At 62.9% G+C, this 17,679-nt stretch carries 10 protein-coding genes and 1 riboswitch; of the genes, 5 read left to right on the top strand and 5 right to left on the bottom strand.

From position 1 onward, the window contains the following. Positions 1-21 precede the first annotated feature (21 nt). From GTP27_RS08450 to GTP27_RS08440, 3 genes are all read right to left on the bottom strand, one after another. On the bottom strand, positions 22-1,287 hold the full coding sequence (locus tag GTP27_RS08450; protein WP_161038723.1) for a D-amino acid dehydrogenase: 1,266 nt from the start codon (positions 1,285-1,287) through the stop codon (positions 22-24). Positions 1,288-1,450: 163 nt separating this feature from the next. Continuing rightward, a riboswitch (glycine riboswitch) is annotated at positions 1,451-1,548 on the bottom strand. A gap of 73 nt (positions 1,549-1,621) precedes the next feature. Further along, positions 1,622-2,536 carry a cupin-like domain-containing protein gene (locus GTP27_RS08445; RefSeq protein ID WP_161038722.1) on the bottom strand — a complete coding sequence of 305 codons (915 nt, stop codon included), beginning with the start codon at positions 2,534-2,536 and terminating at the stop codon, positions 1,622-1,624. Continuing rightward, positions 2,536-4,386, bottom strand: coding sequence for a DUF885 domain-containing protein (locus GTP27_RS08440; RefSeq protein WP_161038721.1), 1,851 nt, complete (start codon positions 4,384-4,386; stop codon positions 2,536-2,538). The genes GTP27_RS08445 and GTP27_RS08440 overlap by 1 nt, the downstream gene beginning before the upstream one ends. Before the next feature lie 185 nt (positions 4,387-4,571). Here GTP27_RS08440 and bla point away from each other — a divergent pair, with 185 nt between their 5' ends. Continuing rightward, positions 4,572-5,456: a class A beta-lactamase gene (bla, locus tag GTP27_RS08435; protein ID WP_371865903.1), complete on the top strand. Its 885-nt coding sequence runs from the start codon at positions 4,572-4,574 to the stop codon at positions 5,454-5,456. A gap of 20 nt (positions 5,457-5,476) precedes the next feature. Here the strand turns inward: bla and GTP27_RS24025 are convergent, their stop codons facing one another. Both GTP27_RS24025 and GTP27_RS08425 read right to left on the bottom strand, forming a co-directional pair. Beyond that, positions 5,477-6,085, bottom strand: coding sequence for a 4'-phosphopantetheinyl transferase family protein (locus GTP27_RS24025; RefSeq protein WP_161038719.1), 609 nt, complete (start codon positions 6,083-6,085; stop codon positions 5,477-5,479). Between the two features lie 12 nt (positions 6,086-6,097). Further along, a complete protein-coding gene (locus GTP27_RS08425; RefSeq protein WP_161038718.1) occupies positions 6,098-10,177 on the bottom strand; it encodes a Pls/PosA family non-ribosomal peptide synthetase in 4,080 nt (1,359 codons plus the stop codon). Between the two features lie 244 nt (positions 10,178-10,421). Between GTP27_RS08425 and GTP27_RS08420 the strand changes: the two genes are divergently transcribed. The 4 genes from GTP27_RS08420 (at position 10,422) to GTP27_RS08405 (ending at position 17,526) form a co-directional block, all read left to right on the top strand. Continuing rightward, positions 10,422-11,927, top strand: coding sequence for an AMP nucleosidase (locus GTP27_RS08420; RefSeq protein WP_161038807.1), 1,506 nt, complete (start codon positions 10,422-10,424; stop codon positions 11,925-11,927). A 216-nt stretch (positions 11,928-12,143) separates the two neighbouring features. Continuing rightward, positions 12,144-15,029 (top strand): TonB-dependent receptor, encoded by a 2,886-nt coding sequence (locus tag GTP27_RS08415; RefSeq protein ID WP_161038717.1) that lies wholly within the window; start codon positions 12,144-12,146, stop codon positions 15,027-15,029. Positions 15,030-15,185: 156 nt separating this feature from the next. Then, a complete protein-coding gene (locus GTP27_RS08410; protein WP_161038716.1) occupies positions 15,186-16,538 on the top strand; it encodes an MFS transporter in 1,353 nt (450 codons plus the stop codon). Positions 16,539-16,572: 34 nt separating this feature from the next. After that, positions 16,573-17,526, top strand: coding sequence for a glycoside hydrolase family 43 protein (locus GTP27_RS08405; RefSeq protein WP_161038715.1), 954 nt, complete (start codon positions 16,573-16,575; stop codon positions 17,524-17,526). The last annotated feature ends 153 nt before the right edge of the window (positions 17,527-17,679 follow it).

The following is a 17,679-nucleotide window of genomic DNA, read 5'->3' as shown; positions in this document are numbered from 1 at the left end:
CAGGCTGAAAATGGGGCTAGTTTATGCCAATTTCAAGGCTTGTGTAGTGGCAATTGTAACGTTTGGTGAACCGAGCGCCGTGGCCATCATTTCGGCGATCATGTCGGCGGTGGCCGCAGACAGGGTCCAGCCCAGATGGCCGTGGCCCGTGTTGTAGAACACGCTGGGCAGTTTGCCCTGTCCCACGCGCGGCATCAGATCCGGCATCATGGGGCGCAGGCCGGCCCACGGCGTGATGCTGCGCGTGCTGACGGACGGGAAGCATTGCTGCACCCAGGCCACCAGCGGGGCGATGCGGTCGGCACGGATATCGCGGTTGTAGCCGTTGAATTCGGCCGTGCCGGCCACGCGGAAGCGGTCGGCGCCAAAGCGGCTGGCAACCAGTTTGGTGGCGTCGTCGAGCAGACTGACAGTGGGCGCGCCGGCGCGGCTGGCAGCGTCGTTGAGGTGCACGGTGATGGAATAGCCTTTGACGGGGTAGACGTTGACGCGGTCGCCGACCATGGCGGCGATAGCGCGGCTGGCCACGCCGGCGCACACCACGATGGCGTCATAGCGTTCGGTGACACTGCGGCCATCCTGCGCCAGCGTGATGTCGGCCCCCGCTGCGTCGGCCTGCACGGCGCTGATCTGCTGCCCGTAGCGCAGCTGTACGCCCAGCTTTTCCGCCGCCTGCGCCAGCCCCGTGGTGAATTTGTGGATGTCGCCGCTGCTATCGCTCTCGGTGTAGTAGCCGCCGTAGTATTGGCCGGCCAGCGTGGGTTCGATGGCGCGCATTTCGTCCGGCGTGACCGCGCGGCGCGGCAGGCCGCCCTGCGCCAGCAGGCGGCTGACGGCGCCGGCATGGTCGAAACCGGCCTTGTCGCGGTAGATGTGCAGGATGCCCTGACGTTTCAGGTCGAAGTCTATGCCTTCCTGTTCGGCCCAGCTGAACAGGTGCTGGCGCGCCGCCACGGCCAGGCGGGCGGTGGCGATGGTGTTGGCTTCGTAGCGGGGAATGGCGGCGATGAATTCGCCGAACCACGACAGCTTGTGCCAGCTGGGCTTGGGGTTGACCAGCAGCGGGGCATCGTTTTTCAGCATCCATTTCAAGCCTTTGAGGATGGTGCTGGTGTGGTTCCACACTTCGGCATTGGAGGCCGAGAGCTGGCCGCCATTGGCGTAGGAGGTTTCCATGGCGGCGTAGCGGTGGCGTTCCAGTACGGTGACGCGGAATCCCTGTTTGGCGAGGGCGTAGGCAGTGGTGACGCCGGTGATGCCGGCGCCGATGATGGCGATGTGTTTCATGCGGGACTCCAGACACGTCAAAGGGTGTGGTCGACGCGCGACATGCGGATCGACACCCCCTCTGTTCGGGACCTGAGAGATTCACGACGGCCACGGGTAGCGACGTCGCTTGCTCCTTCGGTGCAGCGGGCGACGGCTAGCCCGGTTGCTCTTCAGAGTTTGAAATGCGGTATCGGTCCTTTTGCCTGAGAGTTTCCGGGGCGGTTGCTCCTTCGGCGCTGTAGGATGCGGGTTCGCTACAGGCTCTCCCGATACGGCCTTGGCTTTTGGCCAGCTTGCAAAACCGGCAGCTTACAGCAATTTCTGCGGCCGCACCAGCGCTGTCTGTGCCGCACTAGGCGCGTACGCCGAGATCGTTGTGGCTGAGCACCAGCGGCAGGGCGCGCGCCCAGCGGTTGGCCGACAGCGAGAAGTCGAGTGCGTGCACCTGATGGTACCAGCCGGCAGGGATGTAGAGCAGCTGGCCCGCCTCGACGATGCACTCGATCAGGCTGGCCTGCTGCGCCAGCGGGTAGCGCTGGTAGTCGGGCGCTTCGGCATCGACGGGAGAACCGATCAGGATTTCGTTGGCAGGCTTGACGTACAGATAGGGCTCGTGGTGGGGCGGCGCCAGCATGATGCGCTTGCGGCCCCAGATCTGGGCGAAGATGTTGTCGTCGTAATCGGCGTGCAGGGGCGTGATGGTGCCGGCCGGGCCTATCCAGAAACGGGGCGGGCCCATTTTGTCGAAATAGGTGGGCCAGTGGCATAGCCGGTTCAGCTCGCGCAGTTCCAGATTGCCCAGATAGGGCGGCAGGGCGTAGGCGCCGGCCGCGATCAGGTCCAGATAGGCGCCCATGGTCATGTCCAGCATGGCACGGTCGGGGGCAAAGGCGGTGTTGATGTAGTCGCCGACGCGGGCGCGCACCGGCATCTGGCTGTATTGCTGGCGCAGTACGTCGATATCCATCTGGCTCAGCGGCCAGCGGCCTACCAGCTCCGTCAGCATGAAAGGCTGGCCTTGCGTGGCCAGCGCGCGGAACTGCGCCGCATCCATGCTGCGGTAGCGTGGCACGCTGGCGATCAGCGGCAGGGCGCTGGTCGCCTGCTGGATAGCGCTGCGCATGGCCGCCACCGACGTGACGCCACGCACGGCGGCATCGCGCTGGGCGCGCGCCTGCTGGCGCTCGGCGGCCAGTTCCGGCGCGCGGGCTTCTGCCTCCAGCACGCGCGGCGGCAGGCGCGCCAGATCAGCTGCATTCTGCTCCATCAGGCGCGGGCGATGTAGCGGTCCACCACGGTCGGCAGCACGGTAAGCGGCACGCCGCAGCTGCTCACCAGCGCGTCGTTGAAGGCGGCCAGATCGAATTTGCTGCCCAGTGCTGTCCTGGCGCGCTCGCGCTGGCGCAGGATTTCGTTGTGGCCCATCTTGTAGCCGCAAGCCTGACCCGGCGAAACGGCGTAGCGGTCCATTTCGCTGGTCATGGCCTGCACGCCACGGCCCGTGTTTTCGACGGCAAAGCGGATGGCCTGCTGGCGCGTCCATTGCAAGGCGTGCATGCCGGTATCGACGACCAGCCGCACGGCGCGGAATAGCTGGCCCTGCAGATAGCCGATCTGGCCGAACGGGTCGTTCTGGTACAGGCCGAATTCGTCCACCAGCTGTTCCGAATACAGGGCCCAGCCTTCGACGAAGGCATTGAAGCCGATCAGCGAGGTAATCAGCGGCAGTTCGCTCTGACGTTCGGCCATATAGCCCAGCTGGAAGGCGTGGCCGGGCAGGCCTTCGTGTGCCGTCAGCGAGGACAGTTCATGTTTGGCCCACAGCTTGGTGGTTTTCAGATTGATGTAGTAAATGGCCGGACGCGAACCATCGAGCGCGGCGGGGTTCATATAACCGAGTGCGGCACCGGCCTCGATGTCGGCAGGTACGCGCTTGATCTGCAGCGGCACTTTCAGGCCCAGATGGGAAATTTTCGGCATCAGGGCACGGAAGGCTTCGACCCGCTCGTTGCAGTAGGCGATCAGTTCGGCGCGGCCACTGTCGTTGTCGGCATAGAAGCGGGCCGGATCTTTGGACAGTGCCTGCAGGCGCGCACCGACACTGCCCTGGGTGATGCCCTGCGACTTCAGGATGCCGTCGATGCGGGCCTGAATTTCGCGTATCTGCTGCAGGCCGATGGCGTGGATTTCGCGTGCGCTCTGGTTGGTCGAGGTGCCCAGTTTGAGCGCCCACTCGTAGTAGGCTGCGCCGTCCGGCAGGCGGTGCACGCCGGGCGTGGCCGGTGCGTGGGCGGTGGCTGTGCGGAAGGCTGCGATCTGGCGGTCCAGTGCCGGATAGACGGCGCTTTCCACCAGCTTCTGCGCGCGCTGCTGCCAGTTGCCGCTCAGGCCCAGTTTGGCCGTGCGTTCCGCCAGCGAGGTGACCAGCTTCTGTTTTGCTGCGCTGGTTTTGCGGTATTCCTGCAACTGGCCCAGCGCGATACGGGCGATGTAGTTGGGCGGCATGATGCCGTGGCTGGCCTGTTCCCTGATGCGGGCGGTTTCCTGATCGAGTACGCGCGCCAGCGCGGCCACGCGCTCCAGATAGGCTTCGGCATCGGCAGCGTTGGCGATCTGGTGCTGGCTATCGAGGAATTCGGGGATGCGCACGATGGCGCCGTCCTGCTGGCTGACGGGATACGGCGCGGTGCCGCCGAAGAAACCGCTGGCGGCGCCGCCGAAGCTGAAGCGGATACCGGCTGCGCCTTCGCTGGCAGCATAGCGCACCGTATCGTAGCGCACTTGCGCGTCGGCGCCCAGCGCGTTGCGATCGAGTGTATTCAGCCGCTGCAGCATGCTGTTGACCTGCGCCGCCCATGCTGCGTCGCCGGCTGGCGAAGCATCTTCCAGCTGGGCTTTGAGTCCGGCGCGCTGGTCTTTGTCGAGACCTAGCGAGGTCGCAGTGGTGGGCGTCAGATTCAGAATTTCGTCGGCAAAGCCTGCCAGCAGTCCGGCCAGCGTGGCATCCGCCGGGCCTGCCTGCGCGTGTGCCAGCGTGGGCAGGGAGCCCAGCGCGGTAGCGGAAAGGGCGGATAGCAGCAGTTCGCGGCGGGACAGGCTAGTTGGCATAGGGTTCATGGCTTCCTCAATATGGGCGGGGTGCGGCGCTAGAGCGCGATGCGGAACTTAGCGCTTCCATGGCTGACTGTCAATGTATGGGCAGTCTGGCGGCGATAGATAGTCTGGCTTAGCCAGTCTTAAGAATCTCAATGTATGATTGTTTATGTTTATTAATTGATACTGTTTTATTTATGCCTCATCTGATAGCCCGCCGTTCGCTCCGTCGTTCACTGTTGCTGGCGCTGGCCGCTGCGCCATTTGCACGTGCCGCCGAAGTGCTGGAAAACCCTGCTGCCGGGGTGCCGTCGCCGGCCGACGCGCTGCTGACGCGGCTGGAGAGCGATGCGGGCGGGCGGCTGGGCGTGTTTGCACTCAATACTGCCGACGGCCAGCATGCGCAGCATCGCGCCGACGAACGCTTCCCGTTCTGCAGTACCTTCAAGCTGATGCTGGCAGGCGCCATCCTGGCGCGAGGCCCGGCCTTGCTGAAACAGCGCATCCGCTACAGCAGCAGCGATCTGGTGAGCTATTCGCCTATCTCCGGCAAATATGCAGGCAAGGGCATGACGGTGGCGGCGTTGTGTGCAGCGACCTTACAATATAGCGATAACACGGCGGCCAATCTGCTGATCCAGCAGCTGGGCGGCGTGGCGGCAGTGACGGCGTTCGCCCGTTCCATCGGCGATCAGGCCTTCCGGCTGGACCGCATGGAAACCCAGCTCAATACGGCCTTGCCCGGTGATCTGCGCGACACCACCACGCCTGCAGCGATGGCGGAGTCGCTCAACCGGCTGGTGCTGGGCGATGCGCTGGCGCCGCTGGCGCGCAAGCAGCTCAAGGACTGGCTGCTGGGGAATACCACCGGTGATACCCGTATCCGTGCCGGCGTGCCTAGCGGCTGGCTGGTAGGCGATAAAACCGGTACCGGCGATTACGGCAGCACGAATGATATCGGCATCATCTGGCCGCCGGGAAAAGCCCCCATCGTGCTGGCCGTGTACTACACCCAGCAGGGCAAGGACGACAAGGCACGTAGCGAGGTGATTGCCGAAGCCGCCCGCATTGCGCTGGCCGCGTTTAAATTCTGAATATCCGCCTGCGCGACTTTCTAGCGCCATGCCACATGGCCGGCCATGGCGGCCTGCGGCAGGATCAGCGGGGCATGGCGGGCGTCAGCACGGCATTCTTCACGCCATTCCGCTAGCGCCACGCCGCGGCATTTCAGTTGCGCCTCTAGCCGGCACCACTCCTGCGCCAATGCGGCTGCACGCTGGCTGGCGGGCAGCGCCTGCAGACGGGCGCAGACCTGCGGCCCCAGATAATCGCGTGCCACCGCCTGCCAGTCGGGAATATCGATGACTGGCATCAGATCCACGCCGATGGCGCCGTGCAGCTTGAGCGCGGCCAGTGCATAGCGATCAGCGTATGCGAACGAGCATTGCGGTGCTGGCCCATGGCTGCCCGCGATGCTGATCTGCGGGGCGTGGCCGCGCCGGTTATCGATATGGATACTGGCCGGCGGGTGGTGCAGTAATGTGGCCATGGCCTGCGTCAGTGCATGCCGTACTGCCAGTCTGGCCTGTGCGCGTGCCTCGCCCTTTGCGCTGGACTGCAGTTGCAGGCCCAGTACGAGCATGCCTTCTGAGGAAAACTGTAAGGGGCCGGGCCACGGCTGCACCGCCAGCGCGGTGTCGGGTGCAGGGGCGGGTGCATCCACGGCGGGGCGGCCTTATCTGGCTGGCGCTGCCGGGCAGCCGGCCCAGTAGCTGCGCGGCGGAATCTGCTCGCCTTTCATCACCAGCGTGAGTGGGCCGAGACGGGCATGGTCGCCCACCACGGCGCTATACAGCACGGCGCTGCGCGGGCCCATATACACTTTGCTGCCGATCTGCACATGGTCGATTTTCATCACGCGGTCTTCGAACAGGTGGGTCTGCGGGCAGGTCAGGGCATTGAGTTCGCTGTAGTCGCCGATGTGGACGCAATCGAATTCCGTGATGTCGGTGGTATCGAGATACACGCCTTTGCCGATGCGGCAGCCCATCAGATTGAAGGCCAGCGGCAGCCAAGGCGTGCCGCGCAGATAGCGCATGAAGTTGGGCACGGCGATGCCTTCGTACAGATTGGTCACGCCTTCGGACAGCCAGACAAACGGTGTCCACATGGGTTCCGACTGTTTGCGATAGCGCCCGATCAGCAGCCATTTGAGCAGCACCACGAACACATAATTGCCGATGCCGTAGATCAGGCCGGCCAGCGTCAGATCCCACGTCACTTCGGCCCAGCGGCCCGCACCGGCAGCAGGCATCACTGCCAGCACCAGCGTGTAGCCGACTGCGATCACCAGTGCATGCGGCGCGACGATGCGGAAGGCTTCGATCAGGCCGCGCCCCAGCCGGCGCAGCGGCGAGGGGTGGAAGGTCAGGCGTTCCGGATAGCCGCTGGTCTGCTCGCGGGCCGGCAGGTTGAGCGGGGGCGAACCCAGCCACGTATCGCCGCTCTGCATGCGCTCGTTGTCGGGCGCACGCGAATGCACGCCGATCAGCACATGCTCGGGCAGTACCGTGCCGTCGGGGATGTAGGCGCCATTGCCGACGAAGCTGCGGTGCGAGATGACGGTGGGTTTCATGGTCATCCAGCCGCCGTCGATTTCTTCATCGCCCAGCATGACGGCATCGGCGATGAAGGTCTCATCGCCCAGCGTCAGCATGTCCGGCACCACGCCCAGCGCGGTGGAAATCTCTGCGTCCTTGCCGACTTTGGCGCCCAGCAGGCGGTACCAGTTGGGCGCGAACACGGTGGCGTATATCCCGTGCAGCACGTTGAGGCTGGATTCCTGGATCTGGCTCACCAGCCACTTGGCGCAGTAGGTGCGGCTGTGGATGGCGAACTGGCCCGGACGCAAGCGCGGCAGCACGCTCCAGCGGATGCCGGCCGAGAGCAGGGCGGTGAGGATAATCAGCACGGCACTGGCGGGGAAGGCCAGCAGGAAGTAGCGCAGCAGCTGGATGCGCAGGTCTTCGCCCTGTATCCATGGCAGCCAGCCGGCGTCGTCGAACCAGTCTATCAGCACGAAGCTGGGGAACACCGGCATGAAGAACAGCGTCACGATCAGCAGTATGCCGAACAGGAAGAACAGCGCTTCGCCCGCGCGGCGCAGGGCGCTGGCGACGGGCCGAGGCGGCAGTACGGTGGCATCGAAGGCGCCGATGTCGCGCGCGGGCGAGCCGGACCAGATGCGGCCGGCACCCACGGTCTGGCCGTCGGCCAGCGCGGACTGGCCTTCCAGATGGCCCAGCGCGGCGACCCGCGTATTGCCTTCGAGGACGGCGAAGGAACTGACGCAGGCATCCTGCTCCAGCGTGATGGGGCCCAGCAGCAGGCGGCCGCGCTGGACCCGGGCATTTTCGAAATTGACGGCGTTGCCGACGCTGACGTTGTCGCCGATCTCCAGCAGATCGGGGGCGCGCAGCGTCATCGAGCCGATGATGACTTCTTTGCCGACCCTGGCGCCCAGCGCGCGCAGCCACCAGCTGCTGAGCGAGGAACCGCTGAGCAGGTAGGCGGGGGCGGCTTCCACCAGCCGGTCGGCCAGCCACCAGCGATAGTAAGTCCAGCCCCACAGCGGATAGGAACCGGCCTGCAGGCGGCCTGCGATCAGCCACTTGCCGGCAATGGCGATGGCGAATTCGGCCAGCGTGGCGAGCAGGAACACGGCGACAGAGGCAGCGATGGCGCGCGCCACCGAGTCGCCCGGGTCGCCGGTGAAGAAGTGGTAGGTGAAGAACGGCGCCAGCCATTGCGCCATGCGCAGGGCTACCAGCGCCGGCATGGCGGCGGCCTGCGCCAGTCCGCAGGTCCAGCGTTTCAGGGCGGACGGGGGCGTCCACGGCGCTTCTTCCTGCGCTGCCGCGCCGGCCGGTGCTGCGGCCAGTACCTGTGCGATCTTGCCGATCTGGCGCTGCTGGTAGATGTCGCGCACGGTGATGTGGGCAAAGCGGGCATCGGTGCGCAGGGCCGAGGCCAGCCGCGCGGCAAAGAAGGAATGGCCGCCCAGATCGCTGAAGAAATCGGCCTGGCGCAAGATGGGCTGACCGGGGAATAGTGTCGCCAGCGCGGCAAACAGCGCCTGTTCGGCCGGGGTTGCGGCCAGATCGGAGTCGGGCTCGGCGCTGGCCTCGCCCGCTGCACCTGCGCTGTCTGCTTGCAGCGGCATGGCTTTCAGGGCTTTGCGGTCGATTTTGCCGGAGGTCAGGCGCGGCATGGCGTCGAGGAACTGGTAGCGGCCCGGCACCATATAGGGCGGCAGGGCGCTCGCCAGTGCGGCGCGCAGGCTGCGCGGCGCCACCGTGGCGCCGGCTTCCGTGACCAGATAGGCCACCAGCTGGTCGATGCCGTCGTCTTTACGCAGCAGCACGGCCACCGTGCCGACACCGGCCTGCTGGGCCAGCACGGCTTCGATTTCACCGAGTTCGACGCGGAAGCCGCGGATCTTGACCTGATCGTCGGCACGGCCCAGACACAGGACTTCGCCGTCGGCGCCGATGCGGGCCAGATCGCCGGTGCGGTACAGACGGCCATCGTGCAGGCCGCAGCCCCATGGATTGGCGAGGAATTTTTCCGCCGTCAGGTCGGGCCGGCCCAGATAGCCGGCCGCGAGGCCGGGGCCGGTGATGCAGAGTTCACCGGTGGCGCCGCGCGCCAGCAGCTTGAGCTGGGGCGGTTCGCTGGCGGCCGCTTCGGCGTCGATCACCAGCAGGCCGTAGTTGGGCAGCGGCGTGCCGATGGTGACGGGCTGGCCCGGCTGCAAACGGGCCAGACTGGCCGAGACGGTGGCTTCGGTGGGGCCGTAAGTATTGAACATCTGCCGGCCCGGACGCGACCAGCGCTCGACTAGCGCTTCCGGACACATTTCGCCGCCCAGATTAATCAGGCGCAGACTGGGCACGTCCTGATTGAACAGGGCTAGCAGGGTAGGCACGGCATGCAGCACGGTGACCTGCTGCTCGGCCAGCATGCGCGGCAGGGTTTCCGGATCGCCGCTGATCTCCTTGGGGCCCAGCCAGAGCGTGGCGCCGACCAGATAGGCGATCCAGATTTCTTCGAACGACATGTCGAAGGCCACCGAGAAGCCCTGATAGACTTTGTCGCCGCTATGCACGCCCAGCACGGCGTTTTCGCTGCGCAGGAAGTGGCAGATGCTGCGCTGGTTGATCAGGATGCCTTTCGGCTTGCCGGTGGAGCCCGAGGTGTAGATGACGTAGGCCGGCATGTCGGGACTGGTTTCGGCGCGGCGGGCGCGCACCAGTGCGGCCGCCGCTGCGGCATCGGCGCTCGCCGCGCTGCCCAGCAGGTCTTCGGCGGTCCAGACGGGACGGCCCAGCTGCGCCAGCCGGGGCGCAAAGGCGGCGCAGGTCAGCACGCCCGCGCCGCTGGCGTCGTCGAGGCAGACTTGCAGGCGTTCTACCGGCGTGTCTTCATCTACCGGCAGCCAGGCCGCGCCGGCCTTGGCGATACCGGCCTGCAGCACCAGCAGCTCTATCCCGCGCGGCAGCCACAGGCCCACGATCTGGCCGGCCTGCACGCCATCGCGTATCAGGCGGGCCGCGACCAGCGCGGCGCGGGCATCGAGTTCGGCGTAGCTCAGGCTGCGCTCTGCGCTGATCAGGGCCGGATGGTCGGGCTGGCGCGCGGCGCTGGCCTGCAGCAGATCGGCCAGTATTTCCTCGCGCAGCAGCTCGCTCTGGGCAGGTCCGAACAGGATGTCGGGGTGCGCGGGCGGGTGGTGCGGCGAAACTGGCTGATTCATGCTGATACTTTATTTTGCGTTGATGGCGCCATTGTACGGTACTGCCGCCAGTTGCTCTAGTCGCGCCGCGGCCTCGTGGCCCGGTCCGGCCCATTATGGCGGCGCGGCGGCGCTTGGCCGCAGGCGGGCCGCAGTGCCAGCACGGCGACATGCAAACTCGGCGGCCAGCCCGTACAATGGCAATAACGGAAGTTTTACGCCGCAAGGCGCGTTTTCAAGGAGTGCTATGGTTACCGGTCGTCCGATGTTAAGTAGTCCCTTCATCGCCCCCATGCAGTTCGAGGACCCGCAGGCTGCTTACGCGCAGGTGGTGGCCATTTATGATGCGAATATCGCCCATCTGCGCGATACCATGCGGCGTTTTGTCGCCGGCGAGGACGTCGGCGAGCATGTGCGGGCCTGTTATCCCTTCGTGCGGGTGCATACGGATACCGTGGCGCGTGCCGATTCCACGCTGGCATTCGGTTTTGTGGCCGGTCCCGGCACCTACGAAACCACGCTGACGCGGCCCGACCTGTTTGCGCGCTACTACCAGCAGCAATTTCATCTGCTGCTGAAAAATCACGGCAAACACCGCCTCAAGCTCGAAGTGGGCACCAGTTCGCAGCCTATCCCCATCCACTTCTCGTTTGCCGAGCACGAGCACCTCGAAGGCAGCCTGACGGCCGAGCGCCGGCTGCTGATGCGCGATGTGTTCGATCTGCCCGATCTGGCGGCCATGGATGACGGCATCGCCAACGGCACCCACGAGCCGCGCGCCGGCGAAGCGCAGCCGCTGTCGCTGTTCACGGCGCCGCGGGTGGATTATTCGCTGCAGCGGCTGCGCCATTACACGGGCACCTCGTGCGAGCATTTCCAGAAGTTTGTGCTGTTCACCAATTACCAGTTCTACATCGACGAATTCGTCAAGCTCGGGCATGAACTGATGGCGTCTCCGCTCAGTGCAGCCAGCGGCAGCGATGACTACATCGCTTTCGTCGAACCGGGCAATCTGGTGACGCGCCGGGTGGGGCAGGCGGTACAGGCGGCCGACGCGCTGGGCGCTGCGCCGCCACGGTTGCCGCAGATGCCGGGCTACCACCTGATACGTGCCGACGGTACCGGCATTTCGATGGTGAATATCGGCGTGGGACCGGCCAATGCCAAGACCATTACCGACCATATTGCCGTGCTGCGCCCGCACGCCTGGCTGATGCTCGGTCATTGCGCCGGCCTGCGCACCACCCAGGAACTGGGCGACTACGTGCTGGCGCACGGCTATGTGCGGGAAGACCATGTGCTGGATGAAGACTTGCCGCTGTGGGTGCCTATCCCGCCGCTGGCCGAAGTGCAGGTGGCGATCGAAGCGGCGGTGGCCGAAGTGACCCAGCTGACCGGCCATGACCTGAAGCGGGTGATGCGCACCGGCACCGTGGCCAGCACCGATAACCGCAACTGGGAGCTGCTGCCGCAGCGTACGCCGGAGCGCCGCTTCAGCCAGAGCCGCGCCATTGCGCTCGATATGGAAAGCGCCACCATCGCCGCCAATGGCTTCCGTTTCCGTGTGCCCTACGGCACGCTGTTGTGTGTGAGCGACAAGCCTATGCATGGCGAGATCAAGTTGCCGGGCATGGCCAACCAGTTCTACCGCGACCGTGTGGACCAGCACCTGCGCATCGGCATGCGCGCGCTCGATCTGCTGCGTGCGCTAGGGGTAGACAAGCTGCATAGCCGCAAACTGCGCAGTTTCACGGAAGTAGCCTTCCAGTAGCCCCGGCAGGGGCCGCTTGCAGCGGCCAGTTCCGGCCTGCCGTGGCCCGTGCCAGCCCGCCTTGTGCGGGCTTTTTTATGCGATGGAGCTCCTGCGTTGATATCTTTTTCGATATCAAAAACCGGAAAAAATTGATTGGTTTGTTTTTTGCTCAACCAATAAGATGAATTCCGAGTTAGCCGCAAATCACTATAAAACAGATAACACAGGAGACGTATGAACGACTTTATCGTCGGGACTTCCATATCCCATAATCAGCACCGCCTTGTCCTGAAAACCGGCGTGGCCGTGTTGGCCGCCGCCGGCCTGCTGAGCAGCGCTTCGGTATGGGCGCAAACGGTCGCCGAAAAAGCTGAGCCGGCTGATGCCCCGTCTGTGCTCGTCACAGGCGTCAAGGCATCGCTGATCAAGAGCCTGGCAATCAAGCGTACCAATGACCAGGTGGTGGAATCTATCGTTGCTGAAGATATCGGCAAGCTGCCCGACAACAATGTCGTCGAAGCGCTGCAGCGCGTGACGGGCATCCAGGTCACCAACCGCGCCGGCGGCGAAGTCGGCGCTCTGTCCATCCGTGGTCTGCCCGATATCCAGACAACGTGGAACGGTCGCACGATATTCACGGCTTCCGGCCAGCAAGTCGCGCTGCAGGATATCCCGTCGACTCTGGTTCGCCAGATTGACGTCTACAAGACACGCGACGCCAGTCAGCTGGAAACCGGCATTGCCGGTCAGGTGGACGTCAAGTCGCTGCGGCCATTCGATTTCAAAGGGCAGAAAATTTCGCTGGCGGCACGCGAAACCTATCTTGATCCCGCCAAAGAAGCCAATCCACAGCTTAGCGCCATGCTCAGCAACCGCTGGGAAACTGGCATCGGCGAGGTCGGTGCTCTGGTCAATCTGTCGGGAGCTAAAACGAAATACCGCAATGAAAGCGTAACGCCGGGTGCGATGGTGCCATTTACCAGCCCGAATGCCGCTGAAGTTCCTGCAGGTTACACGCCTCTGCAGCGCATCTTCGACAACAGCATCTGGACGCCAGGTACCCACACCGGTTTGCCGACGGCAGCGGGATCTACGCTCAACTTCAACGGCAAGGCTTATCCTTACTATCTGGCGCGCGATGCCGTGTTCCAGAGCGACCTTAAAGGCGAACGCGAGCGTCCTGCCGCCAATGTCGCCTTGCAGTGGAAGCCGAACAGCGATGCGGTCTACACCTTCGAGTCGATGTACAACGGTTATCGTGACAAGACGTTCAACCAGCTGCTGTTCAGCTTTGTTGACTGGTGGGGCGATCTCGGCAGCAACCCTGCGAGCTCGATCACGACCTACCCGGGCACGAATATTATCAAGAGCCGTAATGTCAACAACGTGTATGGCTTCAACAGCGGCGATTACACCACGTCGGCAACCGATTCCTACGTGTATGCCCTGAACGGCAAGTGGGATATTAGCGACAGGCTGAAGCTGGAAGGCGATGTGTCCTACCAGACCAGTACTTATCACTCGGAATTCACTGCTACCCGGATCGACCGCGTGGCGCCGTCGATTGCCGTCGATTTTAACAACGGTAGCAACAACACGGCATTCCGTTTCAATAATAATGCCGATCTGACCGACCCTAGCAAATGGAATGTTGCACAATTCTACGATAACGCCAACCGCAACAAGGGCAGCGCAGCGACGGCTAGCCTGGGCGGCGTCTATGATGCCGACTGGGGTGCGCTGAAAACGGTGCACTTCGGCCTGCGTTTCGACGACCGCAAGGCGTCGGAAGCTAACCGGACCCAATCGTCCTTCCTGGGGCGCAATCTGGCCACGCTGGGGGCGGCATATTCCTCCACCAACTCGGGCTTTGGCACGGCCATCTCGGATGTACCACGCTCATGGATCGAGCCCAATGCCTATTACATCCGCGACCATATCGACGACTGGCGCAAGCTGTATAACTCGGTCGACCCGAACTTCCTGACGACCGACAAGTTGAGCTCGCAGAAGACCTTCGATATCGACGAAAAAACCAACAACCTGTTCGTGATGGGGAATACCGAGAACGAACTGTTTGGCCATCGCCTGCGCGGCAATTTCGGCATGCGCTACGTGAAGGTCGATACCGACATGACCTTCTATAAGGTCGATGCGACCAGCAAGGCCGTGACGCCTTCGAGTGCCAGCAAGTCGACCAGCAAGTTCTTGCCTAGCATGACTCTGATTTACGACCCAAGCAAGGATGTCGTGGTGCGCGCCAACTATGGTCAGACGCTGCGCCGCCCTAATTTCGGTGATCTGAATCCTGTCCTGCAACTTGGCGACGACGTGTCGAAAGTGGGTTATGGCTCGGGTTCTGGCGGCAATCCTGACCTGAAACCTACGCGCTCCAGCAACCTCGATCTAACGGGCGAGTGGTATTTCCAGAAAGACAGTGCGGTCTACGGCACGCTGTTCAAGCGCAAGATCGATGGTCTGGTCGTGAGCTTGCGTCACAAGGTACACGTTGATCCCGCAAACGATCCGTTCCGCAACTCGACCTCGGGCGGCAGTCATGCGAATGGCTATGACTATGTGATCAATTCGCCGGTCAACGCTTCCAACGGCAACATCCAGGGCGGCGAACTGGGCTTGATCTACTTCCCTAAAGGCTTGCCTAGCCTGCTCGATGGTCTGGGCTTCCAGGGCAGCTATACCCGACTGACCTCGTCGCAGAACGTGCCCGACGCCAATGATGCTGGTGTGATTGTCTCGCAACTCGAAACGCCGTTCTTCGGCGTGTCGCACAGTTCGTACAACGCCACGCTGGCCTATGAAAAGGGACCGATCAGCGCGCGCCTGTCCTATGTCTGGCGCTCCGGTTTCCTGGCCCAGAACGAGGCGGCTCTGTTTGCCAATCCGATCGGTATCTGGCGTAGTCCGGAGAAGAGTATTGATATGCAAATATCCTACAAAATCAACGACCGGATGTCGGTCGATATCAGTGGCGTGAACCTGACCAATGAAATGCAGCAGCAGTACTACCACTTCGGTACTGCGGGGACCCCGCAGCTGACCAACTTCGGTACGCTCCAGATCGGACGTTCGGTCTCGGCAGCCTTGCGCTGGCAGATGTAAGCCCCGGCGTTCAGGAAGACCCCGCCAGCCAGACAGGGCGTTGCACGGTTGATACCCGCAACGCCCCGTTTGCCTTCTGCGTGGCGGTTGAGCATGCCCGTGCTGTTGTGTTAACGTCTACCCGCGAACGGGAATGACTATCTGGTGGAGTATCTGATGTCGAATCAAAAATTATCGTTGATGGAAAAAATCGCTTTCGGTGCCGGTGATATGGCACTGAATGTCGTCATCTCGTCGATGATGCTGATTATTACCTTCTTCTACACGGACATTTACGGTCTGCATACGCAGGATCTGGCCCTGCTGTTCGTGCTGGTGAAGGTGGCGGGGGCGCTGTCCGATCTGGCGGTGGGCCAGCTGACGGACCGCTATGCCGCCGCCATGGGACGCTACCGGCCATGGCTATTGCTGCTGGCGCTGCCTTACGGGATCAGCGTGTTCTTCGTGTTCACTACGCCGGACTGGGCCTACAGCGCCAAGCTGGTGTGGGCGTACAGCACCTATGTGCTGATGACGCTGATGACTTCCGGCGTGGGCGTCCCCTATATTTCCCTGATTTCCGGCCTGACCAGCGACCCGCAGGAACGCCTGTCGGCCAATGGCTACCGGTTGTTCTTCGCCAAGATAGGCGCTTTCATGGTGACCATCGTGGTGCCCGTGCTGGCCGAATACTGGGGCGAAGGCAAGGCTGCTACCGGCTATCAGGCGGCGATGGGCGTGATGGCGGCTATGGGCGTGCTGCTGTTCCTGTTCTGCGTGTTCGGCACCCGCGAACGGGTAGTGCACAAGGTCGAGCGCACTTCGCTGCTGGCGCAGTTCCGTCTGCTGATGAAAAACGACCAGTGGCTGCTGCTGGCCGGCGCCTGTGTGACGGGTACGGTGGGTTATGTGATCCGCGGTTCGGTGGCACTGTATTACGCCAAGTACTATCTGGGCGGCGATGTGTCGGTGCAATCTACCTTCCTGTCGCTCGGTGTTGTGGCGGCCATTTTGTCGATGGTGGCATCGACCTGGATTACCAAGAGCTACTGCAAGGTCAAGCTGTTCCGCAATACCCAGTTGCTGGTGTTTGTGATCAGCATCGCGATTTTCTATCTGGTCAAGCCGGGCGATATTCTGCTGGCCTATGTGCTGTATTTTGCCCTGTCGTTCGTGGTGGATCTGCATGCGCCCGTGTTCTGGTCGTCGATTGCGGAAACCATCGATTACGGTCAGGTACAGAGCGGCAAGCGGGTGTCGGGGCTGGCCTTTGGCGGGATCTCGGTGTGCCAGAAAGCCGGTATGGCGGTGGCAGGCGGCATGGTCGGCGTGCTGCTCACTTATTTCCAGTATGTGCCTAACCAGCCGCAGTCGCAGCTGGCCATGAGCGGTATCGCGCTGATGCTGACGGTGATACCGGGCTGCTTCCATCTGATGATGGGGCTGCTGATGTTCAAGTACCGCATCAGCGATAGCTACTACGGGCAGGTGAAGGAAGAAATGCGCCAGCTCGGCTATGCCACCCATTGAAACCGTTGTTAATTCTGATTTTATCTAGCAAAGCATGGAAACTGTGAATGTCCTCAAGCCGCTGATCGAACAGCGCGCCGATCCCCATATCTATCGCCATACGGACGGCTATTACTACTTTACCGCTTCGGTGCCGCAATATGACCGCATCGAACTGCGCCGGGCCAGTACGGTGGCCGGGCTGGTGGATGCCGAGAAGGTCGATGTCTGGCATAAGCCGGAAACCGGGCCTTACAGCGAACTGCTGTGGGCGCCCGAGCTGCACTTCAATGATGGCGCGTGGTATGTGTATTTTGCCGCGGCCCCTAGCCGCGAAATCAAGTACCAGCTGTTCCAGCACCGTATGTATGCGATCCGTAATACCAGTGCTAATCCCTTGCAAGGGCAGTGGGAGTTCATGGGGCAGATCGATACGGGCATCGATACTTTCTGCCTCGACGCGACGACCTTTAGCCACAAGGGCCAGCTGTATTATCTCTGGGCGCAGAAGGATGTGGCCATCGAAGGTAATTCCAATCTGTATATCGCGCCCATGAAAACGCCGTGGCAGCTCGGCGGTGCGCCGGTGATGCTGAGCAAGCCCGAGTTTGACTGGGAAATCCGCGGCTTCTGGGTCAACGAGGGGCCGTCCGTGCTCAAGCGCCATGGCAAGATCTTTATCAGCTATTCGGCCAGTGCGACCGATGAGAACTATGCCATGGGCCTGCTGTGGGCGGACGAAAATGCAGATCTGCTCGATCCCGCTGCGTGGACCAAGTCCGCCCAGCCGGTGTTGCAGACCTGCTGCGAGCATGGCGTGTATGGCCCCGGCCACAACAGCTTTACGGTGGGCGAGGATGGCGAGACCGTGCTACTGGTGTACCACGCCCGCACCTACACGGAGATAATCGGCGACCCGCTGTGGAATCCGGATCGCCACACCTATGTGAAGCCGCTCAAGTGGGATGCGCAGGGTATGCCGGTATTCGGCCTGCCTTCGATAGCCTAGCCCCTGGCCTATGCTTGGGTGGCCTAGATAGGTGGGGTAGCGCGCGGCACGCCCAAAACAATCCTGTCTCGTTTCATTGTCTCGTTTGTACTCGTTCTGTCTCGTTTCGCCTCGTTTGAACCTTCGGTTGCGCTGCGAGTCAAACGAGACAGA

The sequence above is a fragment of the Duganella qianjiadongensis genome (assembly GCF_009857915.1).
GTDB lineage: Bacteria > Pseudomonadota > Gammaproteobacteria > Burkholderiales > Burkholderiaceae_D > Rugamonas > Rugamonas qianjiadongensis.
This window is presented reverse-complemented; position numbering and strand designations above follow the sequence as displayed.